We start from the raw sequence: 22,477 nt of genomic DNA, 5'->3' as shown, positions 1-22,477 counted from the left end.
CGGGCGGCCGATTGATTCGCCGTCCCATCGCCCGCGCTGCACAGAGGCCCGCTCGGCAGGGTCTCTCGCCCGAACGCGCGGCAGCTCGCGCCGGCGTTCGTCGGTCACATGCCCAGCGGCAGGGCTCACCCGCACAGCAATTCCTCGATTTCCGCGGCGGTAGGCATCGCGTCGGCGCAGGCGAGACGTGCGGCCACCAGCGCGCCCGCCGCGTTGGCGTAGGTGGCGATGCGGCGCGGATCCCAGTCCGAGAGCAGACCGTGGATCAACGCACCGCCGAATCCGTCGCCCGCGCCGAGCCCGCACACGACCTCTACTCGGCAGGGCGGCACGGTCCAGCGCTCGGAGTCGGTAGCGACCAGCACGCCGTCGGCGCCCTGCTTGATCACCGCGAGACGCACACCCCGTGCGAGCAGCCGGTCGGCCGCCGCGTCCGGATCCACGGTGCCCACCGCCACCTGGACCTCGGTGCGGTTGCCGACCACCACGTTCACGTGGTCGAGCATCCAGCCGATCTCGGCCCGCGCGGTGTCGGCGTCGGGCCAGAACATCGGCCGGTAGTCCAGGTCGAGCACGGTGTGCCCGCGTCGCGCGCGCCGCAGCAGGATCTCGCGCTGCGTGCCCCGGCACGGCTCGGCGCTCACGCCGGTGCCCGTGACCCACAGCAGTGGCACGGAATCCACCACGTCCCAGGGCACTTCCTCCGGGGTGATGGTGAGATCCGGCGCGATCGGCGCTCGGTAGAACAGCAGCGGCGGATCGGCGGGCGGGGTGAGCTCGCAGAACACGACGGGGGTCAGCAGGTCCGGCGCGGTCGTCACGTAACGGGAGGAGACGCCGAAGCCCTCCAGCGCGGTCCGCACGAAATCGCCGAAGCCGTCGGGTCCAACCTTGGTGAGCACCGCCGAGCGGCGGCCCAGCCGGGCCGCCGCCACCGCGACGTTCGTCGCGGTGCCGCCCAAGAACTTCGCGAAGCTGCGCACCTGCGCCAGGGCGACGCCGCTCTGTTCCGGATAGAGGTCCACCCCGACCCGGCCGATGGTCAGCGCCTCCAGCTCGGTCACGAGTCCATCACCCGCTGCAGTTCGTGCTGCAAGGCGTCCAGTTCCGCCCCACCCGCCATCTGACGGGTCAGTTCCGGCAGGTCGATCTCCGGTTTCTCGTACGAACCGAGCATCGCGCCCCGCTTGAGCAACAGGAACCGGTCGCCGACCGGATAGGCGTGGTGCGGGTTGTGCGTGATGAGCACGACGCCGAGACCGCGTTCGCGCGCCTGCACGACGTACTTCAGCACCACACCGGCCTGTTTCACACCCAGTGCGGCGGTCGGCTCGTCGAGGATCAGCACCTTCGCCCCGTAGTGCACGGCGCGCGCGATGGCGATGCATTGCCGCTGGCCACCGGACAGCGTGCCCACCGGCTGCTCCAGGTCGCGAATATCGATTCCCATGTCCGCCAAAGCCGTTCGCGCGATCTGTTGGCCCTTCTTACGATCCAGCAGCCGGATGGGTCCGTATCCGACGGTGGGTTCGGAACCGAGCACGAAGTTGCGCCACACGCTCATCAACGGCACCACCGCGAGATCCTGATACACCGTGGCGATGCCGCGATCCAATGCCTCCCGGGGCGAGGATAACCGGGCCGTTTCACCCTCGACGCGCAACTCGCCCCGGTCGTGCTGGTGCACCCCGGCCAGGATCTTGATCAGCGTCGACTTGCCCGCGCCGTTGTCGCCGAGCACGCAGGTCACTTCGCCCGCGTTCACCACGGTGGACACCTCGCGCAGCGCGACCACGCCGCCGTAGCTCTTGCCGAGGTCAACGGCCTCGATGAGGTGAGTCATCGGCGTACCCTTTCGGCTCGTTTCTGGAATCTGTTGTTGACCAGCACCGCCGCCAGCAACAGCACGCCGAGGAACAGCATGAACCAGTCGCTGTCCCAGCGGGCGAACACGATGCCTTGGCGCGCCATGCCGAAGATCAGCGCGCCGATCGCGGCGCCGACCGCGGAACCGAAGCCGCCGGTCAGCAGGCACCCGCCCACCACGGCGGCGATGATGTAGTGCAGTTCGAGCCCGACACCCTGGTTGGCCTGCACGCTCGCGAACCGGAGGATGTTGCACGAGCCGACCACCCAGCCCGCGAACGCGGTGCCCATGAACAGCAGGATCTTGGTGCGGTCCGCGGGCACGCCGACCGCGCGGGCGCTCGGCAGCGCGCCACCCACCGCGAAGATCCAGTTGCCGAACCTGGTACGCACCAGGATGATCGCGGCGAGCGCGGTCAGCACGACCCACCACACCACCGACGCCTGGATGTGCGCTTCGCCGATGTCGAGCGTCGAGGCGAACACCCAGCCCGCCGACTGGTAGCCGTCCGCACTCCGCACACCCGAAACCTGGACCGTGCCGGTGACCAGCCGCGTCACGCCGAGATTCAGGCCCTGTAGGGCGAGGAACGTGCCCAGCGTGACGATGAAGCTGGGCAGGCCGGTGCGCATCACCACCCAGCCGTTGAACGCCCCGACCGCCAGCGCCAACGCCAACGAGGCCAGCAGCGCGAACCACACGTTCCACCCGGCATGCACCGCGAGCAACGCGGTGACCAGCGCGGTGGATGCGGTCATCACGCCCGCCGACAAGTCGAACTCGCCGCCGATCATCAGCAGGGCCACGGCGACCGCCATGATGCCGAGCGTGGACGCGTCATCCAGCCAGGTCGCCACGCCGAGCGGGCTCAGGAACCGGTCGGTGATGATCGAGAAGAACACGAACACCAGCAGCGCGCCCAGCGCCGCGCCGATCTCCGGCCGTACGGCCAAGCGCTGCAGTGGCGAGAGGCCCGCCGATCGCTCCTGTGTCGGATCGGATGTCTGTGTCGCAACGGTCATTTCATCCACTCCCGACCTCAGCGCGTGCCCTGCGCGACGAGCGCGGCGACGGCTTCTACGTTGCTCTTGTCGACGAAGCCGGGGCCGGTCTGCACCGGCGTGCCGCCTCCCACGGTGTTCAGATTCGCCCGGTACAGCCGCAGCAGCACGATCGGCAGATAGCCCTGCTCGTACTGCTGCTGATCGACGGCGAACAGCAGCCTGCCCGCCCGGAGTGCCTCCACCACATCGGAGTTCAGATCGAAGGTGGCGACGGTGGCGGCCGAGCCCGCTTCCCGCACCGCGTCGACGGCTCGCGCGGCGACTTGGGAGTTCAGTGTCAGGACCGCGTCGATGGACCGGTCGGCCTCCAGCGCGCCTTTGATCCTCGACTGCGCGTCGGTCGGGTTGTTGATGTCGACTTGCAGGGTCGTCGCGTTGCCGAAAGCCTTCGTCGCACCTTCGCAACGCTGGTTCGCGCCGATATTGCCCGCCTCGTGGATGACGCACAGCATCTTGGTGCGCTTGGCGTCGGCCAGTCGCCGGCCCGCTGCCTGCCCCGCCAGCGCTTCGCTCTGGCCCACGTGGACGAACGCGCCGAACTTCGCGCTCTCGGCCTCACCGGAATTGATCGTCACCACCGGAATGCCAGCGGCCACAGCCTTTTCCACCGATGGCCGCAGCGCCTCGGGATTGGCCATCGAGACGACGACGCCGTCGACACCCTGCGCCACCGCGTTGTCGATCAGCTTCGCCTGCTGACCGGGATCGCCCGATGCGTTGTACTCCACGCGGATGCCCAGATCCTTGCCCGCGGCCTCCGCTCCGTTCTTGACGACGTTCCAGAACGCGTCGCCGGGGCTGCCGTGAGTCACGACGGCGACCGAATTCACCGTCCCAGCGGCGATCGGGGTTTGCGAAGGGGCGGGCGCGTCGGCGCCGGGGCCGGTGCACGCGGCCACGAGGGCGGCCGCGGCGACCCACGGCAGCATGCGACTGAAGCGCCACGTGGTCGCGCCGCGGTGTGGTCTCAGAGACATCGTTGTCATCGCTTCCCACTAGATTCCTGCCGCGGCGAGCGCGATGTCCGCTAGATAGCGCAAACTGCGTCCGGCGTCGCGGCTGGACTGCCGCGCCGAGTCGGTCGGCCGCAGCGCGGCGTCCTGCTCCAACACGTACCACCCCCGATAGCCCGCGGCCTGCATGCATCGCATGAGCGCCGCGACGTCGATATCGCCCTCGCCCAGCGGGACATACAAGCCGCGGCGCACCGCCTCGCTGTACTCCAGGTCCCCCGCGCGCACCTGGTCGGCCAGTGCGCCGCGGACGTCCTTGAGGTGAATGTGCCCGACTCGCCCGGCATGCCGTTGGGCGAGGCGCACGGGGTCGGTGCCGCCGACGAGCAGGTGCCCGGTGTCCAGGCAGATGTCGAGATCGGAGTCGGCGAGGAATCGTTCGACCTCCGGTTCGCGCTCCACGTGGGTGCCGACATGCGGATGCAGAACAGCGCGCAGGCCGTGCGCGGCGGCTGTATCGCGAATCGCGGAGGCCGTGTCGACCAAGGTGCGCCATTCGGCGTCGTCCAGTTGCGGGCGCGCGTCGTATCCCTTCAGCCCGGTCGCGGCGGCGAGCACGAGCACTTCGGCACCGATGGCGGCCAGCAGCGTGGCGGAGTCCTCGGCCCGCGCGACGGCGTCTTGCCGGTCGCGGTGCAGCACGAGCGCGAGGAATTCGCCGACCGCCGTCAGGCCGAAGGAGTCGAGCAATCGCCGCAGTTCAGCGGGGTCGTTCGGCAAGTAGCCGGGTGGGCCGAGTTCGGTAGCGGACAGGCCGAGTTCGGCCATTTCCGACAGAACGGTGCGCACGTCGAGCACGTGGCCCCAGCCGGGGACCTCGCAGACCCCCCAGGAGATCGGCGCGGCCGCGATGCGCGGCGAGTAGAGGGATTCGGTCATCGGCACTTCTCCGACCTTCGATGTCGAGGTGACTCCGCTCTATTGGAGCGCTCCAACTATGTAACGTAGGTCATAGTGTGTCAAGAGCTTTCGATTCGCCCGTTAAGTGGGTCGCTACCAGCTGATATTCCCGAGCTCACTCGGAAACAGATGCCATCGAGTGTCCGTAAAGTCTAGTTAGAGCGCTCTATTGATTCGGGTGCAGGGATCTTGTATCGTCCGGTCCGGCGGGGGTCGGGCGAAGGATCGGACGAACTCGGAACGGAGGCGATATGGCGCGACCCACCATGGAGGACGTCGCCGCCCGCGCAGGCGTTTCCCGTGCCCTCGTCTCGCTCGTCATGCGCAACTCGCCCAAGGTCAGCGAGCACCGCCGCCGTGCCGTCCTGGCCGCGGCGAAAGACCTCGGCTACCACCCGCACATCATGGCGCGCTCGCTGGCCAGCCGGACCTCCAACATCGTCGGCGTCATGGTCTCCGACCTGCGCAACGCCTTCTTCGCCGACGTGGTCGAAGGCATGGACGCCGCCGCCCAGGAATCCGGCCTCGAGTTGATCCTCAATACCGGCCGCCGCAGTGCCGCGCGCGAGCGGACCGCATTGGAAAGCCTGCTGTCCTTCCGGCCAGGGGGCCTCATCCTGCTGTCGCCCATCCTGCCCGCCGCCGCTATCCGCGAAGCGGCGCAGCAGGCTCCGCTGGTGCTGGTCTCCCGCACCTCCACCGTCCCCGACATCGACACGGTCAACGACGACGGCGAGATCGGCGCCGGTCTCGCCGTCGATCACCTGGTCTCCCTCGGCCATCGGCGCATCGTGCATCTCGACGGCGGCGGCGCTTTCGCCTCGGCGCCACGCCGCAAGGGCTACCGGACGGCCATGCAACGCCACGGCTTGGAGCCGATGGTCGTGCCGAGCGAACACACCGACTCCGCGGGCATGGCCGCGGTACGCAAACTGCTGAACCTGTTCTCCCGCGACAACTTTCCCACCGCGCTGGTCTGCGGCAACGATTTCAACGCCGTGGGCGCGATGTCGGCGCTGGAGGAAACGGGATTACGCGTCCCGGAAGACGTTTCGGTCGTCGGCTACGACAACACCTCGCTCGCCGCGCTGCGCCACGTCGCCCTGACCACCATCGACCAGCCCCGCACCGAGATGGGCCGCCTCGCGATCGAGGCGCTCGCCGAACGGCTCCGCGACGGCCGCACCGCCCCGGTCCGCCGCCGCCTGCAACCATCCCTCGTCGTCCGCGCCACCACCGCCGCGCCCGGTCACTGAACCACCGCCGCGCCCGCCGACACAGGCCGCGATTCCACCGCTAAGGAGAGCCGATGTCATCCCACCGAGCCGTTACCCTGGGCCTGGCCGGAACCGGCCGCATCGGGACCTCACACGCCGAAACCCTGACCAAGCTCCCGAACGTCGCCACCGTCCTGGTCGCCGACGCCGACACCGACCGAGCCCGCGCGACCGCCACCCACCTCGGTGTCGAATTCGCCTCCGACCTCGACGTTCTTTTCGCCGCCGACCTCGACGGCCTGATCATCGCCACGGCCACCGACTCCCACCCCGCACTCATCACCCGCGCCGTGGACGCGGGCATCCCCGTCTTCTGCGAAAAGCCGGTAGCCGCCGACATCGAAGGCACACTCGGCGTCATCGACCACATCCGCAACTCCCCCGTCCCCGTCCAAATCGGCTTCCAACGCCGCTTCGACGCGGGCTACCGCGCGGCACGTGAAGCTGTCCGCTCCGGCAAACTCGGCTGGCTGCACACATTGCGCGCCACCACCCTCGACCCGGCTCCCCCGCCCGCCGAATACATTCCGCGATCGGGCGGTATATTCCGCGACTGCGGAGTGCACGATTTCGACATCATCCGCTGGGTGACGGGACGCGAGATCGTCGAGGTCTATGCCCTCGGGGCCAACCGGGGCGCGGCGTTCTTCGCCGAAGCCGACGACGTCGACACAGCCGCGGTGGTGCTGCGCATGGACGACGGAGCGCTGGCGACCGTGTCGCTGACCCGCTACAACGGGGCCGGCTACGACGTCCGCCTGGAAGCGTTGGGCTCCAAGGGGAACGCCATCGTCGGATTGGACGACCGGGCACCTCTGACATCGGTCGAACCCGATTACGCTCCCCCTTCCTACCCCGCCTACGCGAGCTTCATGGAGCGGTTTCGTCCCGCGTACACCGAGGAACTCTCCGCCTTCGTCGCAGTTATCAGCGGCGAACTGGACAATCCATGCAGTCCGCTGGATGCTCTCGAAGCGTTCTACGTCGCTGAGGCCTGCGAACTGTCCCGGCGAGAAGGCCGAGCTGTCGAGATAGCCGAAGTACGGCACCGCGCGTGAAAAGGCATTTGGCCTACTTCCAGGCCCACAGCTTGCCGATCGCCTTGCCGCTCGGGTCCGTCTCCCATTCGAAGACACCTGCGGTGCCGCGCAGCGCAGCAAATTCCGACGAGTCGCTGTCGTAGACGATCGAGCCGCGCCAGCTGACCGAGCCGTTCTCGCTGAGAATGCCGACGCCGGAACCTTGCCAACTGGCGTGGGCGCCGGTCGGGCTCATGATGACGCCCTGACCCTCGCCGTAAAGCGTGCCGTCGGCGCGAAGCCGACCCGTATACGTTCCGGTGTCGTTGATGGTGACGTCGAGCAGATGTCCCGTGGCCTGGAACGAAGTCTCCATCGCCGGCGGAAGTCCGTTCTCACCGCGCAGTACTCGCTGCACCGTGACCTGGCCTTATTCTTCCGCGATGAGGTCGCCGAGCATGACCGAACTCCTTCTCTGTCTCGTCCCCCTAATGGCTGGGCTACACCCGTTGAGGGATGGTGTCAACACTCGAACCGCAGCTCGGTTGAAACATCAGATTGTCAGTTTTCCGCCTCCTGTTTCGCTGCGCAGTCACGACCGATCCCGCGAGCCTTGGGGACATCCGCCCGAGCACGCGTTGCCTCGGATCCGCACGGTCTGGGCAGATGACCAGTGGACCGGCTCCGATCAGAACACTTCTCGAAGATGGGTGCTATCGGCAGCCGTAGCGGTCGGCCGCTTCGTGTCAGGATGTCGCGATGAGCAAAGCGGCACGTCCGGTCAGCGAGGAAACGGTGGAGCTGTTCATGGATTACGGGCAGTTCTGTGTCGATGGCGGTCTCGGAGATCCTGATCGGCAAATCGATCTCCTCGACCGCGCGCTGGCGGCACATCCCCATGCCTCAGACGGTCTGGCCATGGTGGTGCTCAACCCGCACCAGAACAACTTCCGGATGCCCGTGACGGTGCAAGTGTGGGGAGCCCGGCCGCCCGGCGATCGGGACCAGTGGCAACAGGTATGCGAGGCGCGGCTGCGCGTCGGCCCCGAGGGATTCCTGTCTCTGTCGTCACCGACAGACGGTGCGGCGGACTGTGAGGTTCCGGAGGGTGACTACCTGATCGAGGTCAGTGGCCGCGGATTCGTCAACTACGGCTGGCCTGGGTCCACCGAACCCGGCGATGTGTGGCGGATCCGGCTCTGGCCGGATGACGGCAGTGAACCGCTGCCCGCCGTGCGGTGGAATATGCCCGAATACGGTGTGCCGGAGAACGTTCCGATCCCAGACCGCCCCGCCTCGGCAGAACGCGAAGAGCCTGAGTGGGTCACGGTTTTCGATGAAGACGGTGTCCATCATCTGCACATTTCCGAGTTGCCCGAGCGAGCCGCGGCGTTCGAGCGAAAGCAGTGGGGCGGAGATCCGATCGAAGAATTGCGGGATCTCTCCGGCGCCGAGGAGGTATCCCGCTATGACCGCCCGCTCGCCGAGGCGATCGCCACAATGGACGAGCAGGATCTGCGGCGCTTGGCGTGCTGGTCTGCTGTCCAGGCCTGCGAAAAGGCGGAAATTGCCGAAAGGCCTTGGATACAAAGGGCTTTGAGCGCACTGCGCGAAGGCAAGCCGCTGCCGCCGCCATTCGACGACATGGAGGCTGCGTTCACCCGTTTGCACGAGGAGGATTTCGGGCCGGTGGGCGAGGACGGGAACGAGATCGTCGGATCCCTCGTCGCCTATTCGCGCGAGTCGGCGCCGAATCCCTTCGACCTCGGGCCGATCCACCGGCCGTCCTTCGCCCTGCCGACGATCGTCGACGCCACCAAGCCCGCTGCCAGGGACGCGGCGATCACCACCCTGTACGAGACGGCCATCGTCTTCGGCCCGGATGTCGATGTTCTGCTCGCCGCCGTCCGAACCGAATTCGGTCTCCCCCTCGATGATCAGGTGGCGCCGTGAGGCCGAGTGGAACCGATATCCGGCACTGAGAGCCTGGGTAGGGCGCGGTGGATGTCGGAGCCGCCGCGATTCGTCCGACAGCAGCTATGCGTATACGTATACTGCAAGTGTGTTGGATCCCCTCAGCCTTGCAGTCGGCGCCGGCCTGGTCGGGGTCGGCTGGGTATGTGGCCGGTTCGGGCATCGGCGGCGAGCCGGGTCGAGGGAGAAACTTCCCGCGCGCTGCGGCTGCGGCCACGACTTGGCGCTGCACGACCGCGCCACAGGTACTTGCCACGCCGAGATCTCCCGTAAGGGCACTCACGGCCTGCGGGAGTGGGTCGGCTGCCACTGCCGCCGCTACACCGGCCCGACTCCGCTGGAAGAAGTGTTCACCTCGCCGATACTCCCGCCGGAATCATGAACGGGTCATCGTCTCCGGAGCGATGTCGGCCGCGTCGGATTCCGTCATCACGTCGGGCATGGGTGTCGCCGGGGCGCAGATAGTCCATGCACGCCCACAACTCCTCGCGCTCGGCGTTCTTCCCGGATTTCTTGTCGGTGAAGATCCGCTGGCATCCGGCCGCGGTGAGCGCGGCTACTGGCGGTCGAGCAGCCGGCCCTTGGCCGAGACCCGCCCGTAGCCGACCAACGTGCCTCCGGCACCGCCGATCGGGTCGAAAGCATCACCGTCGAGGGTGAGCGGTTCGGCGATGTCGAGTGCGCGGCTGACCATATCCGGGACGGTACGAGAAAGGTCTGACAAGACTTGTGCTGGCTCGCCTCAGATGTGTTGAGTCCCCCACTGGACGAGTTTTTCGACGGGTATGTTCCATGCCCGTACCGCGGAGTTGGGGACGAACGTCGTGATCTCTGGAATTCCCTCCAGTTCTGGGACCGTGGCGAGAAAGTGGAGATACCTGCCGTCTTCGAGCTGGGTCGAGAAGGGCTGATCGGGAGAGTCGGGTTCGGCGTCGAACGACAACTCGGGCTCAGCGACGAGCCATGGCTCCAGCCGATCCTCGACTTGGGTGAAAGCGACTCGGGTGAGCCAGTCCCGTTGTGGCTCATCCGTGGAGAACCCGTCGATCGTGGAGAAGCAGAGAGTCGACCAGTCTTCGATATCGCTTGCCCGGCACTGCTCGGCCAGTCCAGCGATGTCGAAATCATGCAGTTCGGGATCCGGCAAGCCCGCAGCCAAGGTGACACGGCCGGCGTAGATGTCCTGGCCGTCGGCGCCGAAGCAACTCAAGGCGGAGTCCACCGCGCTGGCGAACCTGCGGTACTCGTCGGGTGTAAAGAATTCACACCAATAGGGGACCGTACCGTCGGGTCCACACGGGTCGTCGGGCACCTCCGCACGCCTGGCTTCCTCGCAGGCGTCCAGCAGCGGGGTGGCGGATTTCTGCAGGGTGCCCCGTTCTCGATCTCGGACCAGCTGGCGCAGAAAGAATTCCGGGATCACACCTGTCCTGAACTCCGTCGGGGTGTTGCAGCGGATGACCGTGGTGCGGTTGTAGGGGTTGAGGTCGTCACCTCCACGATCCTGATAACCCCATCGGGCCGGCGCGACACGCAACAGGACTTCACCGATGTATCGCACCGTACCGGTGGTGAACTCCGCGTTGTCCTCGACGCCGATGGCAGCCTGGTCTGGATAGCGCGCGAGCACGATCGGTTCCAGCGCGTCCAGGGAGTCGAGGGTGAAGTCGAAAGGAAAGTCTGCGGGCAGGTAGGAACGGCGCCACTGCTCCAGCGCACTTCCCATGCTGGCCAGCCATCTGTCCAGAAAGACGCGCGCCGGCTCGGTCATGTTCTTGCGGTCCTCGGCCATGTACGCCTCGGTTCGGTCATTCTCGTGCACGATGTACATCCTCGCGTACTGCTGGTGGGTTCCCATTTTCGAGTAGCGCGCTCGACTATCCCGCACGACTTACGTTGGGCGGCGCGAGAATGTGCTACACCTATCGTCCCGATTGTCGGTCGATGCGCCGACCGTGCCTGAAGATCACGCGGGTATCCGGTTCAGTGGTGAAGCGAATCCATCTCATGAGCAACGCCGGAGCCACCCGCTCGCCTGTCTGTAGTAGCCCGCTCACTCGCGGGCATAGTGTCTCGTCAACGATCGTTTCTCGACACCGGCCGCGACGATGGCATGTGATCGCCGGTAACACTCGGACTCGCATGCCGGTGGCGCATCGGGGCGAGTTCCGATTACGGTGAACGGACCGCATGTCCAGATCACCCGGGTAGCCCGGGTAGACGAGGGGGGAGCATGAGTCCCGATCCAACAACGTCACCGACGCCGCCTGCACCGGCGACTCCACCCGCAGCGTCGTCGGCCGGAAATATGGCGTTGGGTGTCACACCGGATCAGGTGAAGAACATTTCGGCGACATGGCGGCGGGAGGGTGGGGAGATCGGCACGATGTCCTGGTCCGCCATGGCAGAAGCGACCGGTGCGGGCAGCGACGTCCTCGCCCTGGTCCGCGGCATGGCGGATCCGGCGCAGCAGGCCATGACCTCGATCGCGACCCGCTTCACCACGTTGGCCGACCTGCTGGACAAGTACTCGGCGAACATCCAGGACAAGGACGCCGAGATCGCCACCGAGATTGGAAAGCTGAGCCCCCGCTGATGCGCCCGCTGATCAGCCAGCTCGAAGGCTGGAACATCGACGGACTCAACCGCGCCGCCGAAGCGGCCCGCAACAACGCCGAAACCCTCTACAGCTCGGTCAACGACTGCTCCCGAGCGGCATCGGCCGCCGGCGACTGGAAGGGGCAGACCCGAGACGCGGCGATGCGACGCATCGATGAGGAGGTCGATCATGGCTACGAGGTCCGCAGCCTGCTGCTGCGGCTCGCCGATGACGCCGACGACGCATTCCTCGGGATGCGGCACGCGAAAGACTATGTCCTCGCCCAACGGCGACGCGCGGTCGAGCAGGGATTCGTCGTCACCGATGACGGACAGGTGTCGCATCCGGATCCCGAAAAGGCTGGTGACGCCGGTGTTTTCCAACTCAATCTCTCGAGCGGGCTGGATGAGCTCGAACGTCTCGACAACACCTTCGGTGCGAGCCTGCGGGAGATCCAGGCCGACCTCGCCGCGATCCGCGACGGGCAGCAGGACATCACGCTGCCGGATGGTTCGCGCCACGACCCGGATGCTGTGGCCACACAGCTTGCATCGATGACACCGGATCAGCGGGCCACATTCCTGGCCGGGTTGAGCCCGGAGGCGCAGCGGCAGTTGGTGATCGCGGCCCCGGAGAAGCTGGGGAATATGAATGGTGTGCCGTTCGCGATGCGGATCGAGGCCAACGAGATCAACATCCGCAACGCCCTCACCGTCGAGAAGCAGAAACCCGATCCGGACGAGGCACGCGTCAAACAGCTCGAGGCCATGCTCGCGCCGATCCCGAACCCCGCCACCACCGGGGCACACGATCAGAGACCAGTCTCCGACGGCCCTGGGGAGACTCCAGGGAACAACCTGATCGACCGGAAGTTCGTCATGTTCGACACCGGCGGCAACGGCCACATGATCGAGATGATCGGCGAGATGAGACCCGAAGCACCCGGAGTCGGCGTGTACGTTCCAGGAACGAGCACCAACCTCAACGGTTCGGGATCGAACCACACGGCGGCGTGGAACCTCGCCGATCAGACCGGCGGTCCGATCTTCCTCTACATGGAAGGGGATTTCCCGCAGAGCCTCTACAGTCCGGCCGACGGCGCGCCGAGCCCGAAGTTCGCTCAGGACATGGCGCCGAAACTGGTCGACTTCGGCCGCGAAATCGACCGGGAGGTAGGGCGACACACGCCAGGCAAACCGGTCTCCTACGTCGGGCATTCTTACGGTGGATCCATCGTTGCTTCCGCCGAGCAGTTGGGTCTGCGTGCCGACCGGATCCTGCATGCCTCCTCAGCCGGAACCGGCGTGTTCGAAGGCAGCTGGAACAACCCAAACCCGAACGTCCAGCGGTACTCCATGACCGCTCCCGGCGACATGATCGGCATTGTCCAGTCCTACCCGCAAGAGGGACTCAGGCTCCCAGGTGGCATCCCGATCCCCGGAAACCCCCACGCGGGCCACCCGCTCGGCGGCGACCCCGACGAGGTCCCCGGCGTAACCCGCCTCGACACCGGCTACTACCACAGCGGTGCGGACAAGGTAGGCCACAAGCCGGAAGAAGTCGTGTTCGGTCCGGATGGGCACGGAAAGTATTGGGACGACCCGACCTCGGATGCGTTCAAGAACATCGTCGGCGTCATCAAGGGCACGGAGGTCACGGGCTACGTCGAACGCGGAATCGAAACTCCGTACGTCGATATCGGGCTCGGTGACGACGGCAACGGCGGCAAGGAAAGCTTCGACGCGGGCAAGGCCGCGACCATGGGCCAGATGTTCGGCGCCGACGACCCGTACGCCAATCCGCGCGTAACCGATAACCCGCAGCCGGGCCCGTGGATCGACGTCAAATGAAAGCCCCGCTCGCCATCGTCACCCTGGCGACGCTGCTCATCACCGGATGCAGCAGTGTGATCGACGAGGGGCCGACCAACGACGAAATCAAGAAATCCACCGGACTCACCGTGGATGAGGCAGCACGGACCGTGTACGAGAACCTCAACACGGTCTGGCCGAACCAGGTAAATCCTGACCCTCAACACGTGCAGAAATCAGGCTGCCGCACGAATCCGAACTCGCTCAGAAGTGAAGGACCACCGTGGCGGGTGGCGAAGGAAGCGGAAAAGCAAGATCCTGCACCAGAGTTGGTCGATCAGGTCTTGGCCGGACTGGATACCTTGACCAGCCGCGGATTCACACTTGCCCCTCGCCATGTCACGAACGACCACCCAGCTGACCGTGTCTACCGCGACGGCCGAGGATACATCGTCCAGTCCGAGATGGACATCGACCCACGTGTAGGAGGTCCCCCTAGATTCTCCGTGAGATCAAGCTCGCCGTGCGCCGCAGAGTGAAATGCGCAATTCGACATTCCACCGGGCCTGCATGACGGTCACTCTCGCTCTCGAGGTGCCTCGCTCATCAGCCCAACAGCCGAGCCATTTCATCCATCACCGGAGAGTCGACGAAGGGCTGGTCTTGACCGATCACACGCCAGCCCCACGACTCATACGCCGCTCGGGCAGGGTTACCAACCCGGACGAGCAATTAGGCCAGTGGTTCAGGACGCTCCGACAATAGGGCGTCGTGGATCATTCGCGCGAACCCCTGGCCGCGGTGATCAGGGTGTACGGCGAACTCACGGAAGATGTAAACGGGTGCATCCGTCGATACCGGGTGCAACTCGGGATAGATCCGAAGAGCCTTGTGCCACACTGCTTCCGGTCGACCGTACGGGGTACCGAAGGCATAACCGATCATTCGGCCGTCGATCCGTCCCGCCACCAACTCGAAACCCGCAATCGGGGCGTACAGCTCTTCGAAGCGTTCCCAGAACTTCGCGGGGCTGTACCACAGATTGCCTTGCTGTTCGCGGTTCGAGGCGAGATACACGTCCCTGAGCTCGTCAGAGAGTGCGAGCGTTCCGGTGGCGTCATAGCGGACGAGCTCGACCGGGCTGGCGGTCATGACTCGATCGCTCTTCGTTCGCGAGCAGCATGGTCACGCAGGAGTTCGTGAAGCTCTCGAGCAGTGCGAGTGCGTCGCTGATCGGTCGGCACAGCCGCAAGGACCTGTTCTCCCAAACCCACGACGAACCGTGTCCGGTGCTCGGTAGGCAAACCCTCCAACGTGGTCGTCGCGTGTCCGGCACCCTGGCTCGGATCACCGGTAGTGACCAGGCAGAGGGCACGCTGTAGCTCGATCTGGACCGGCCCACGCCGACTGTCGGGTGGGTACAGGCCGAGCGCCGCCGACTGCGCTTCCTCGGCCCGGCAAGTATCGCCGAGGTGGGAGTACACGAAGCTCTCGGCGAACCTGACCCGCTCTTCCGGATATGCCCAACAGTGCCAGCCGTGATCGTTGGTCATTTGGAACGGCAAGGCGGCGAAGGTCTCTCGCAGGGCGACCAATGACGACTCGGCCTCCTCGGCACGGCCGAGTAAAGCGAACGCCTGAGCACGCGCAGCGAGCAGACTCGGTCGCCCGGCAGCAGGGCCATCTGCGATCAGGGCATTGGACTTGCTGATCTCGTCGATGATGATTTCGGGCGTCTGACCGTCATAAATCGCCCGGATAGCTTTGCGGCCTCGCACATGCATCATCGTGTGGCGGTCACCGGAGCAGTCTGCGGCATACGAAGATGTGCGCCACCACCGCATCGCTTCGCGGTGCTGGCCGAGGTCCCCAACGGCCTGGGCCAGATACTGGCTCAGCAGTGCACCAATCTTGTAAAGCGCTCGGCGTTGGGTCAGGTCCGACGACATGCCCAACGCCGTCTGGAGGCTCAGGACATCCACCAACAGCATTTCGTGCAACTCGGTGGCTGTGTGTGTGACGGCAGCGGCTCCGTACTCGCGGACGATCTCATGCCAGTCATCGAGATCTACCGAGAAGCCGTCGGAGACCGCCCGATTGAGACCGTGCCGCGCCGACTCCAATCCGAGCGCCATACCGACACCAGCAGCCGAAGCGCTGAGTAGGAAGGTCCGGCGGAGCACGTCGTCAACCTCTTTCCCTACGGTCGGCAGGAACGTCGGCGGATCATTCTCGTCTGGCCCCATACTATCGGCGCCGGACCCTCGCTCAACCGGCCGGAAGCCGAGTTCGGCGTCCGTAGCGACACCGAGGACCGCCCTCAACCCTGCACGGTAATCCGCACTAGGCCAGCGAAATACGCCGCGTTCCAACTTGCCGATGTAGTTGCCGGACAGTTGGATGACCCGACCTGTCTGGCGGTATACCCAGGCGTTTACAGCGTCGGCGACTTCCGCACGCGACAGCGGATGCCCGGTCGATTCCGACCGGGTCCGCACTCTGGCCGCGCTGAGCTGGTGATTCGGTTCGGACAAGCCCCGTCCCCCTCGTTCGGTAACCCGCACCCGAAATGATCGCAGCCACCAGACGCGCCCGCCGCCGAACTGAGCGGGCTCCCGGAGATCTCCCCGTGTTCTCCCTCAAACCGTCGTTCTCACAGGCCCACGCCGCGAGGGACTCTGGCGATGGCACCCGATGACACGGATTTCGGGTGTGGGTACAGCCACCCCGTGACAGCTACCGGCCGTCAGGGCGGACAGTCATCGAAGCAATCCGCGCATGTGCCATACCCAGGCCACGCGGAGTCCGCACGTAAGGCGCGTAGACACGCGTCATTCCCACACCCCACGAGCACAGGAACAACAGGTAGGAGCGGCGATGCAACGGGAAGGGCTGACAATCGGCAGCTGGGTCAGTACCAGCAAGGGCTGTCCCGTAAGAACTGTCCTCGATGAGTCCCACGAATACGTGACCTTCGTGTTCGGGACCGCCAGTAACGAATTCGAACTACTCATCGACGCCGTCACCTTGGCAGAGGTACTCAGTCTCGGCTCAAGAGCAATAGAACGAATGGGAATCGACGAACGACTCTAGGCAACGTGACCACAGCACAGTGAAGATCGACCAACCGGACATCGAAGTGCTCTTCGTACGTGACCCAGACGGACCTGACCAGTTCCACGTGTTCGTTAACGGCACGACGAAGACGATCACCCTCTTCACCATCGACGCGGGGGCCGGATGGTGCTGGAAAGATTGGAAGGACTCGCGAGACGCAGCTTTATCCACCGCATCTGCCCAGGCACGGCGAACCATGCTGACTGTTTACGCAGACCCGCCTGGCGGAAGCTACATCCAGGGTCGCGACGAAGCAGAGTGGCTCGAAGGGGTTCCATTCGACCTCTGGTGACGTCTAAGGCCAGGGCTCCACTCGAGCGACGGTCCCGTAAAGGTGCCCAGCTCACGATCGGCGCGCCTTACGCACAGCACCCATACCCCATGTACGGTTGACCAGTACGGCTTGGTCGCGTTTCACACCTCGGCTCCCGAGCACGAACGCGGCAGGTATTGGATCAAGCGGGGTTGCGGTGCTCGAGAGACTGGCTAACCGAAGGGCCTGGCTGGTCCTGCTAAAGTCCGACTATCGACGACTGAGCACATCGAGTCGCTACGACGACGAAGCGGCGACGCATTACAGCTGGGACAGCCGCGTACCGAACTGCCGACAGGTGCGAGTCGGTGACCTCATCGCGGTTTGGGACGAGGCAGAACTGATCGGAGTGTCGGTCGTAGAGACCATCGAACGTGGGTTCGGGCCCAAACCGATCGCGCGATGCAGGAATTGCCATAAGACCAACATCGAACGGCGAACAACCCTGCGGCCAACTTTCCGGTGCTACGAGTGCAAAGCCATGTTCGATGAGCCCGAGTACGAGGAAGCGGAAGTCGAGACATTCCGATCGACCCACAGCCAGGGGTGGGTCGATCTGCCAGGAACGCTCACCGCGAAAGAACTACGGGCGCTATGCGTTAAACCTAAATCGCAGAACAGCATTCGCGAACTCCGCTGGGACGACTTCCAGGCAGCGGTGCAACGCGAAGGTCTCGGGGATCCGCTGGTTCCGCTGGAAGCGACGTCAGCTCAACTGAGCGGTGGGCACACCACGAAGCCTGTGCGTGTGAGGTTAGGACAGCAAGGCTTCCGAGCAGAGCTACTACGAAGATTCGGCCCGAATTGCGCCTTCTCTGGGCAATTGCCCGCGCCCGCACTCGACGCATGCCACCTGTACAGTTATGCAGTGGTCGGCAAGCACGATCCGCACGGCGGGATTCTTCTCAGACGCGATCTTCACAGCCTTTTCGATCGTGGTTTGGTCGCGGTCAACCCCGACCGAGTCGTCGACGTAGCGATCGAGATTCGGAACTATCCACTCTATGGTGCACTGCACGGACGACAGTTCCGAATCAAACCCAACGCTAAGCAAGACGAGTGGCTACGGCTGCACTGGCAGGAACATCGCGCGTCGTAGCGAATCACGCAGTGGAAGCATCTGACGCCACCCTGGAAATCCGACTCAACGGGCCGACTCACGACGGCAGCAAACGGGCGATGACCCCGGTCAGTTGTTTGACGTTCCGGCACTCGTGCATCGTGACGTATTCCGCGTAGCCGTGGGCGGCGGAGTCCCCCGTGGACCAGGAGCGGGAGGGCTCCGGATTGAGCCAGTAGGTGTGTTTCGCCTGGTCGGCAATGGTCTGCAACGCCGCAAGATTCGGGTCGGTGCGATTCGTGCGAGCATCGCCGAGGATGAGCACGGACGTGCGCGGTCCGAGGGCGTCGGCGTAGTTGTCGAGGAAGCCTTGGAATGCTTCCCCGTAGTTGGAGCTGCCGAAGCGGGCCACCTTGGTAGAGCGGATGATTTGGGCCGCTGTGCCGGGGGTAGGTGGTTCGCCGGGCGTGAAGAAGCTGGTGATTTCGTCGCAGGTGTCAATGAAGCCGAAGCTGCGGACCTTGCTGAATTGGTCTTGCAGAGCCTGGATCAGGTGGAGGGTGAATTCGGCGAAGCCGGTGACCGAGCCGGAGAGGTCGGCTAGGACGACGAGGTCGGGGCGGCCGTGTTTGCGGGCGCGGAGGACCGGGTCGATGGGGACGCCGCCGGTGGACATGGAGCGGCGCAGTGTGCGGCGGAGATCGATCTGGCCGCGGACGGCTTTGCGGCGGCGGACGGCGAGGCGGGTGGCGAGTTTGCGGGCCAAAGGGTGGACGAGGCGGCGCATTTCGGCGAGGTCTTGTTCGCGGGCGCCGAGGAAATCGATCTGGTCGGTGCTGGATTCGATGCCGCGGCGGGCGATGTATTCGGTGCCGCGCAGTTGTGCCGAGCGCAGGCGGGCCTCGTTTTGGACGGCGGCGCGGAATTCGGCGAGGCGGCGGTTGGCTTCGATCGTGTGGACAGTGGTGTCGAGCTGGGAGGTGCCGTTCATGCCCGCGACGATGCGATCGACGAGGTCTTCCGGCTGTAGGGATTTCATGGTCAGGTAGGAAGACCAGCCCGCACCGGAGGCGGTGCTAACCGGACCGTCGGTCTGCCCGGTGCCGACCCCACCATAGCTACCGAGTTCGGTCAGCGCCTGGCGAGCGAGTTCGGTGACTGTCTGTGAATCATCTTGTGCCAGTGCGGCAACGAGTCGATCCCGCAGGGCATCGACGGATTCGGGAGTCGCCGGGGGCACGGGCTGTGGCTGTTCCGCGGTGAGGAAGTAGAGGTCGAAGAGCTGATCGAAGACGGCGCGTTGACCATTGCGGCGCAGAAGGCACGCGGCCATACCGGAGCGGAGACGATTGCGATCGGTCACTCCAAGGGCGACCATCGCCTCAGCCGCGTCGATGGTTTCGCTCGGCCCCGCATTGATCCCGTGATCACCTAGCAGGCCGACGAATTCGACGAGCCGGTCGGTCATCGAGCCGCCGGCTGGGTGCCCGGAATGGTCGCCGCGCCCAATGGCCGTGCTCATGATCCCAAACCTGCACTTGTCCACGCACGGCTGAACCCGCCAAGGTCTTCCGTATCGCCTCGCACCCCGATCTGGCAGGTGAGGGCAGACCCCGCCGCGCGATGAGACGCACGGTCCAGATGACGCCACCCCGCAGGGCCGACGTGGTCCCGGTGCTCGGCAGCAGAACCCGCACCTGTGTGGGCGGCTGGACGGCCCCCCGAGCCAACCACCGATTCCGTGCGCGAAGTCCGCCGCCTAGTACGGGCACCGCAGAGCCGTTCCCTTCCTCCCGCACCGCCTTGGGCGCTCGCCGAACGTGCGAGGAAAGATCCGGCGGCGCGAAGTGCGGCATCGATGGGAAGGTGCGCGGCGGGATCCGCTTCGAGTGAACGCAACATCGCGCGATCAAGCCCGGCGCTCATTGCGCCGCGCTTTCGGGCTCGGAATCCGGGTCGAGCAACCCCAGCCGCTCGACCGCCGTGTGGTGGTCGGATTGGTATTTCAGCAGCACCCCGAGTGTCGAACGGACAACATTTCCGCTCAGGTTGCGAGCACCGAGGGCGACCAGGGTCTTTGCCCAGTCGACGGTTTCGGCGATCGACGGGCCTTTGCGCAACGACAGCTGCCGGAGCGCGCCGACCACCCGGACCACCGGCTCGCCGAGTGCCTCGTCCAGCTCGGGCACCTTCATCCGCACGATCGCCCGCTCCAATTCGGCGGTCGGGTAATCGATGTGGAGGTAGAGGCAGCGTCGTTTCAGGGCCTCGGACAGCTCGCGGTCGGCGTTGGACGTCACTATGACGAACGGCTTGCGGACCGCGGTGACGGTGCCGAGTTCGGGGATGCTCACCTGGTAGTCGCCTAGCACCTCGAGCAGCAGGCCCTCGAGCTCCACATCGGCTTTGTCGAGTTCGTCAATGAGCAGCACGGTGGAACGCGGGTTGCGGATGGCGGCCAGCAGAGGCCGGGCGAGCAGGAATTCCTCGGTGAAGACGTGGTCGCGCGTGCTGTCCCAGTTCTCGTTGTCCGTCGCGGTGATGCGGAGCAGTTGCTTGGCGTGGTTCCACTCGTAGAGGGCGCGGGCCTCGTCGATGCCCTCGTAGCACTGCAGGCGCACGAGATCGGATGTCGTCGCGGCGGCGACGGCCTTCGCCAGTTCGGTCTTGCCGACGCCCGCCGGACCCTCGATCAGCAGCGGCTTGCCGAGGTGGCCCGCGAGGAACACGGCGGTGGCGATGTCGAGGGACGGGAGGTACCCGGCCTGGGCGAGGCGACCGGTCACCTCGTCTACCGACGAAAAGAACTTACTCATCGGTAACTAGTTTAGCCGCGCGGTCGCGACCTACCTCGGCACCGGTACCCGGAAAAGACTGGGCTCGGCGTCGTCCGGCACCGCGGTCGCCGGGGTGAACGGCTCCACCAGTGCACGCAGTTCGACAAGCTGCCGGGCGTGCGCGTCGAGCGCCTGGTCTTCCTCGGAGACCGGCATCCATTGCGGCACGGCCCGAGCCTTTCCGCCGTCATCCAGCGCGACGACCACCGCGAGACCGTGCGCGGCCAGCGCGGGTTCGTCGGAGTGGGCGTCGGTGGACGTCACGTGCACGCTCATATGCATGCTGCGCGGGCCGGTATGGATCAGCCGAGCGGTGACCTCGACGACGTGGCCGATGACGATCGGCCGGTAGAAGCGGATCCCGCCGAAGTAGGACGTGATGACGCGCTGTCCGGCCCAATCGGCGCCACACACGTACGCCGCCTCGTCGATCCACCGCATGGTCCGGCCGCCATGGACCTTGCCGCCCCAGTTGATGTCCGAGGGCGCTGCCAGGAACCGCAGCGTGGCACTCGGTGCGGTGCCCGCGGCCGTGTACCGCTGGGCGGCCATCGCCTCCTCGATGTGCTTGCGCACCGAGACCCTAGCCCGCGCCTGCCGATGCCGCTGCAACTCCAGCAGCGTTGCCGGATTCCATTGCGGAACTTCGACAGTGCGCCTGTCGTCGTCGACCGCGACGAAGATCGTGAGGCATTGGGCCGACTGCACCGGCTTCACCCGGGTGGGATCGGTCGAATAGACGGTGACGAGGATATGCATGCTGGTGCGCCCGGTGTGGACCAGATTCGCATGCAGTTCGACCAGTTCACCGACCGCGATCGGCCGATCGAGATGGATGTTTCCGACATAGGCGGTGACGCAGTAGCGACCGCTCCACTGGGCCGCCGCCGCGTAGGCGACCTTGTCGATCCATTCGAGCAGTTTGCCGCCGTCGACCGATTCCACGATGCCGGCGTCGGCAGGTTGAACGAGAAAGCGGTGGATCGCCTCGGGTCGCCGTCCGGCCGAGGTCGGGCCGGGAACGGCGCGGTCGAGATTCGTCGAGTTGGGCAAGGTTCACAATCCGTTCGGGCAGAGAATCTTCGGGTATTCAGGTCTCTGACCTCGTTGTCCCGGAGAACCTTAGGTCCCCGCGGCCGTACGAGCGAGTAGCGAGACGGCGCCCGCGCGACCTACTGTGCGGTACCGATCTGATTCATTTGCCCGCCCCGTCGCTCAGGCGGAGCGGAAGCCCCTAGCCACTGTTTTGAAAGTGGGTTGTTGACGGCGTCGCTGCGCGGCGGCCTCAACAGCCTGGTTGTGATCGAGATCCTCTGCTCGCGTTGGCATGTCGGTGGGCAGATGAGAGGAGGTCTCCGGTAGATGGGTTAGCGACCAAGCAAACCTTGAATACCGGAGACCTCGTGCTCAGCGTAGCGGTGACGAGGCGCGCGGATCTGACCGACGCCGAATGGGCGCGGCTGGCACCGCTGTTGCCTCGCGGGAAGAAGGCGGGACGACCGTCGAAGTGGACGAAACGGCAGCTTATCGTCGGGATCCGATGGCGGGTCCGGGTCGGTTCTCCGTGGCGGGACGTGCCCGCGCATTATGCGCCGTGGCAGACGGTCTACGGGTTGTTCCGCCGCT

Annotated in this window: 23 protein-coding genes; 10 read left to right on the top strand and 13 right to left on the bottom strand. The window is 65.6% G+C overall.

Going from position 1 to position 22,477, the window contains the following annotated elements; translation table 11 throughout:
- Positions 1 to 125 precede the first annotated feature (125 nt).
- Genes iolC through AB0M45_RS20145 form a run of 5 tightly spaced genes read right to left on the bottom strand, consistent with a single transcriptional unit; the run spans position 126 to position 4,823 of the window.
- Positions 126 to 1,064 carry a 5-dehydro-2-deoxygluconokinase gene (gene iolC / locus AB0M45_RS20165; protein ID WP_364331038.1) on the bottom strand — a complete coding sequence of 313 codons (939 nt, stop codon included), beginning with the start codon at positions 1,062 to 1,064 and terminating at the stop codon, positions 126 to 128.
- On the bottom strand, positions 1,061 to 1,843 hold the full coding sequence (locus AB0M45_RS20160; RefSeq protein WP_364331035.1) for an ATP-binding cassette domain-containing protein: 783 nt from the start codon (positions 1,841 to 1,843) through the stop codon (positions 1,061 to 1,063). The genes iolC and AB0M45_RS20160 overlap by 4 nt, the downstream gene beginning before the upstream one ends.
- Positions 1,840 to 2,889, bottom strand: a complete 1,050-nt coding sequence (locus AB0M45_RS20155; protein WP_364331032.1) for an ABC transporter permease — start codon at positions 2,887 to 2,889, stop codon at positions 1,840 to 1,842. Before AB0M45_RS20155 ends, AB0M45_RS20160 begins: the two co-directional genes overlap by 4 nt.
- Before the next feature lie 17 nt (positions 2,890 to 2,906).
- Positions 2,907 to 3,917 (bottom strand): sugar ABC transporter substrate-binding protein, encoded by a 1,011-nt coding sequence (locus AB0M45_RS20150; protein WP_364331029.1) that lies wholly within the window; start codon positions 3,915 to 3,917, stop codon positions 2,907 to 2,909.
- A gap of 9 nt (positions 3,918 to 3,926) precedes the next feature.
- On the bottom strand, positions 3,927 to 4,823 hold the full coding sequence (locus AB0M45_RS20145; protein WP_364331026.1) for a TIM barrel protein: 897 nt from the start codon (positions 4,821 to 4,823) through the stop codon (positions 3,927 to 3,929).
- Positions 4,824 to 5,095: 272 nt separating this feature from the next.
- On the opposite strand from AB0M45_RS20145, the gene AB0M45_RS20140 reads away from it, so the two are divergent.
- Together AB0M45_RS20140 and AB0M45_RS20135 are read left to right on the top strand one after the other, a co-directional pair.
- The gene (locus tag AB0M45_RS20140; protein WP_364331023.1) at positions 5,096 to 6,100 is read left to right on the top strand and encodes a LacI family DNA-binding transcriptional regulator; all 1,005 of its coding nucleotides are present in this window, start codon (positions 5,096 to 5,098) and stop codon (positions 6,098 to 6,100) included.
- Between the two features lie 53 nt (positions 6,101 to 6,153).
- Complete coding sequence (locus tag AB0M45_RS20135; RefSeq protein WP_364331020.1) at positions 6,154 to 7,179, top strand: Gfo/Idh/MocA family oxidoreductase; 1,026 nt, start codon at positions 6,154 to 6,156, stop codon at positions 7,177 to 7,179.
- A 13-nt stretch (positions 7,180 to 7,192) separates the two neighbouring features.
- Here the strand turns inward: AB0M45_RS20135 and AB0M45_RS20130 are convergent, their stop codons facing one another.
- Entirely contained in the window at positions 7,193 to 7,516 is a 324-nt protein-coding gene (locus AB0M45_RS20130) for a hypothetical protein (RefSeq protein ID WP_364331017.1), read from the bottom strand.
- 383 nt (positions 7,517 to 7,899) lie between these two features.
- On the opposite strand from AB0M45_RS20130, the gene AB0M45_RS20125 reads away from it, so the two are divergent.
- The gene (locus AB0M45_RS20125; RefSeq protein ID WP_364331014.1) at positions 7,900 to 9,093 is read left to right on the top strand and encodes a hypothetical protein; all 1,194 of its coding nucleotides are present in this window, start codon (positions 7,900 to 7,902) and stop codon (positions 9,091 to 9,093) included.
- 109 nt (positions 9,094 to 9,202) lie between these two features.
- Positions 9,203 to 9,496: a hypothetical protein gene (locus AB0M45_RS20120; protein ID WP_364331011.1), complete on the top strand. Its 294-nt coding sequence runs from the start codon at positions 9,203 to 9,205 to the stop codon at positions 9,494 to 9,496.
- A gap of 174 nt (positions 9,497 to 9,670) precedes the next feature.
- Here AB0M45_RS20120 and AB0M45_RS20115 read toward each other — a convergent pair whose 3' ends face one another.
- Together AB0M45_RS20115 and AB0M45_RS20110 are read right to left on the bottom strand one after the other, a co-directional pair.
- Positions 9,671 to 9,808 carry a hypothetical protein gene (locus AB0M45_RS20115; protein WP_364331008.1) on the bottom strand — a complete coding sequence of 46 codons (138 nt, stop codon included), beginning with the start codon at positions 9,806 to 9,808 and terminating at the stop codon, positions 9,671 to 9,673.
- A 48-nt stretch (positions 9,809 to 9,856) separates the two neighbouring features.
- Complete coding sequence (locus AB0M45_RS20110; RefSeq protein WP_364331005.1) at positions 9,857 to 10,936, bottom strand: hypothetical protein; 1,080 nt, start codon at positions 10,934 to 10,936, stop codon at positions 9,857 to 9,859.
- A gap of 513 nt (positions 10,937 to 11,449) precedes the next feature.
- Here AB0M45_RS20110 and AB0M45_RS20105 point away from each other — a divergent pair.
- The 3 genes from AB0M45_RS20105 to AB0M45_RS20095 are packed head-to-tail and all read left to right on the top strand — an operon-like array spanning position 11,450 to position 14,063.
- Positions 11,450 to 11,710, top strand: coding sequence for a hypothetical protein (locus tag AB0M45_RS20105; protein WP_364331002.1), 261 nt, complete (start codon positions 11,450 to 11,452; stop codon positions 11,708 to 11,710).
- Positions 11,710 to 13,563 carry an alpha/beta hydrolase gene (locus tag AB0M45_RS20100; RefSeq protein ID WP_364330999.1) on the top strand — a complete coding sequence of 618 codons (1,854 nt, stop codon included), beginning with the start codon at positions 11,710 to 11,712 and terminating at the stop codon, positions 13,561 to 13,563. The genes AB0M45_RS20105 and AB0M45_RS20100 overlap by 1 nt, the downstream gene beginning before the upstream one ends.
- Positions 13,560 to 14,063, top strand: a complete 504-nt coding sequence (locus AB0M45_RS20095) for a hypothetical protein (protein WP_364330996.1) — start codon at positions 13,560 to 13,562, stop codon at positions 14,061 to 14,063. Before AB0M45_RS20100 ends, AB0M45_RS20095 begins: the two co-directional genes overlap by 4 nt.
- 193 nt (positions 14,064 to 14,256) lie before the next feature.
- Here the strand turns inward: AB0M45_RS20095 and AB0M45_RS20090 are convergent, their stop codons facing one another.
- Both AB0M45_RS20090 and AB0M45_RS20085 read right to left on the bottom strand, forming a co-directional pair.
- On the bottom strand, positions 14,257 to 14,676 hold the full coding sequence (locus tag AB0M45_RS20090) for a GNAT family N-acetyltransferase (RefSeq protein WP_364330993.1): 420 nt from the start codon (positions 14,674 to 14,676) through the stop codon (positions 14,257 to 14,259).
- Entirely contained in the window at positions 14,673 to 16,022 is a 1,350-nt protein-coding gene (locus AB0M45_RS20085) for a hypothetical protein (protein WP_364330991.1), read from the bottom strand. Before AB0M45_RS20085 ends, AB0M45_RS20090 begins: the two co-directional genes overlap by 4 nt.
- Positions 16,023 to 16,636: 614 nt before the next feature.
- Here AB0M45_RS20085 and AB0M45_RS20080 point away from each other — a divergent pair.
- Together AB0M45_RS20080 and AB0M45_RS20075 are read left to right on the top strand one after the other, a co-directional pair.
- Positions 16,637 to 16,933 carry a hypothetical protein gene (locus AB0M45_RS20080; RefSeq protein ID WP_364330988.1) on the top strand — a complete coding sequence of 99 codons (297 nt, stop codon included), beginning with the start codon at positions 16,637 to 16,639 and terminating at the stop codon, positions 16,931 to 16,933.
- 178 nt (positions 16,934 to 17,111) lie between these two features.
- The gene (locus AB0M45_RS20075; protein ID WP_364330985.1) at positions 17,112 to 18,053 is read left to right on the top strand and encodes an HNH endonuclease; all 942 of its coding nucleotides are present in this window, start codon (positions 17,112 to 17,114) and stop codon (positions 18,051 to 18,053) included.
- Between the two features lie 58 nt (positions 18,054 to 18,111).
- On the opposite strand, the gene AB0M45_RS20070 is transcribed toward AB0M45_RS20075, so the two are convergent.
- The 3 genes from AB0M45_RS20070 to AB0M45_RS20060 all read right to left on the bottom strand — a co-directional run bounded on the left by AB0M45_RS20070 (position 18,112) and on the right by AB0M45_RS20060 (position 21,904).
- Positions 18,112 to 19,536: a VWA domain-containing protein gene (locus AB0M45_RS20070; protein WP_364330982.1), complete on the bottom strand. Its 1,425-nt coding sequence runs from the start codon at positions 19,534 to 19,536 to the stop codon at positions 18,112 to 18,114.
- 400 nt (positions 19,537 to 19,936) lie between these two features.
- Positions 19,937 to 20,830: a MoxR family ATPase gene (locus tag AB0M45_RS20065; RefSeq protein ID WP_364330979.1), complete on the bottom strand. Its 894-nt coding sequence runs from the start codon at positions 20,828 to 20,830 to the stop codon at positions 19,937 to 19,939.
- A gap of 30 nt (positions 20,831 to 20,860) precedes the next feature.
- Entirely contained in the window at positions 20,861 to 21,904 is a 1,044-nt protein-coding gene (locus AB0M45_RS20060) for an acyl-CoA thioesterase (protein WP_364330975.1), read from the bottom strand.
- A 332-nt stretch (positions 21,905 to 22,236) separates the two neighbouring features.
- Between AB0M45_RS20060 and AB0M45_RS20055 the strand changes: the two genes are divergently transcribed.
- Positions 22,237 to 22,477: transposase (locus AB0M45_RS20055; RefSeq protein WP_364330972.1), on the top strand; the 241-nt coding region annotated here is incomplete at its 3' end.

This window comes from Nocardia sp. NPDC051787, from assembly GCF_040681325.1.
Taxonomy (GTDB): Bacteria; Actinomycetota; Actinomycetes; order Mycobacteriales; family Mycobacteriaceae; genus Nocardia.
The sequence above is the reverse complement of the archived record's forward strand: the minus strand, read 5'-3'. Positions and strand labels throughout refer to the sequence as shown.

Bases quoted from the DNA above. Each gene is read 5' to 3' on its own strand.
- AB0M45_RS20070 (WP_364330982.1), bottom strand. From the start codon at position 19,536: ATGAGCACGGCCATTGGGCGCGGCGACCATTCCGGGCACCCAGCCGGC.
- AB0M45_RS20155 (WP_364331032.1), bottom strand. From the start codon at position 2,889: ATGACCGTTGCGACACAGACATCCGATCCGACACAGGAGCGATCGGCG.
- AB0M45_RS20115 (WP_364331008.1), bottom strand. From the start codon at position 9,808: ATGGTCAGCCGCGCACTCGACATCGCCGAACCGCTCACCCTCGACGGT.
- AB0M45_RS20135 (WP_364331020.1), top strand. From the start codon at position 6,154: ATGTCATCCCACCGAGCCGTTACCCTGGGCCTGGCCGGAACCGGCCGC.
- AB0M45_RS20090 (WP_364330993.1), bottom strand. From the start codon at position 14,676: ATGACCGCCAGCCCGGTCGAGCTCGTCCGCTATGACGCCACCGGAACG.
- AB0M45_RS20100 (WP_364330999.1), top strand. From the start codon at position 11,710: ATGCGCCCGCTGATCAGCCAGCTCGAAGGCTGGAACATCGACGGACTC.
- AB0M45_RS20160 (WP_364331035.1), bottom strand. From the start codon at position 1,843: ATGACTCACCTCATCGAGGCCGTTGACCTCGGCAAGAGCTACGGCGGC.
- AB0M45_RS20140 (WP_364331023.1), top strand. From the start codon at position 5,096: ATGGCGCGACCCACCATGGAGGACGTCGCCGCCCGCGCAGGCGTTTCC.
- AB0M45_RS20130 (WP_364331017.1), bottom strand. From the start codon at position 7,516: ATGGAGACTTCGTTCCAGGCCACGGGACATCTGCTCGACGTCACCATC.
- AB0M45_RS20095 (WP_364330996.1), top strand. From the start codon at position 13,560: ATGAAAGCCCCGCTCGCCATCGTCACCCTGGCGACGCTGCTCATCACC.
- AB0M45_RS20065 (WP_364330979.1), bottom strand. From the start codon at position 20,830: ATGAGTAAGTTCTTTTCGTCGGTAGACGAGGTGACCGGTCGCCTCGCC.
- AB0M45_RS20150 (WP_364331029.1), bottom strand. From the start codon at position 3,917: ATGACAACGATGTCTCTGAGACCACACCGCGGCGCGACCACGTGGCGC.
- AB0M45_RS20125 (WP_364331014.1), top strand. From the start codon at position 7,900: ATGAGCAAAGCGGCACGTCCGGTCAGCGAGGAAACGGTGGAGCTGTTC.
- AB0M45_RS20145 (WP_364331026.1), bottom strand. From the start codon at position 4,823: ATGACCGAATCCCTCTACTCGCCGCGCATCGCGGCCGCGCCGATCTCC.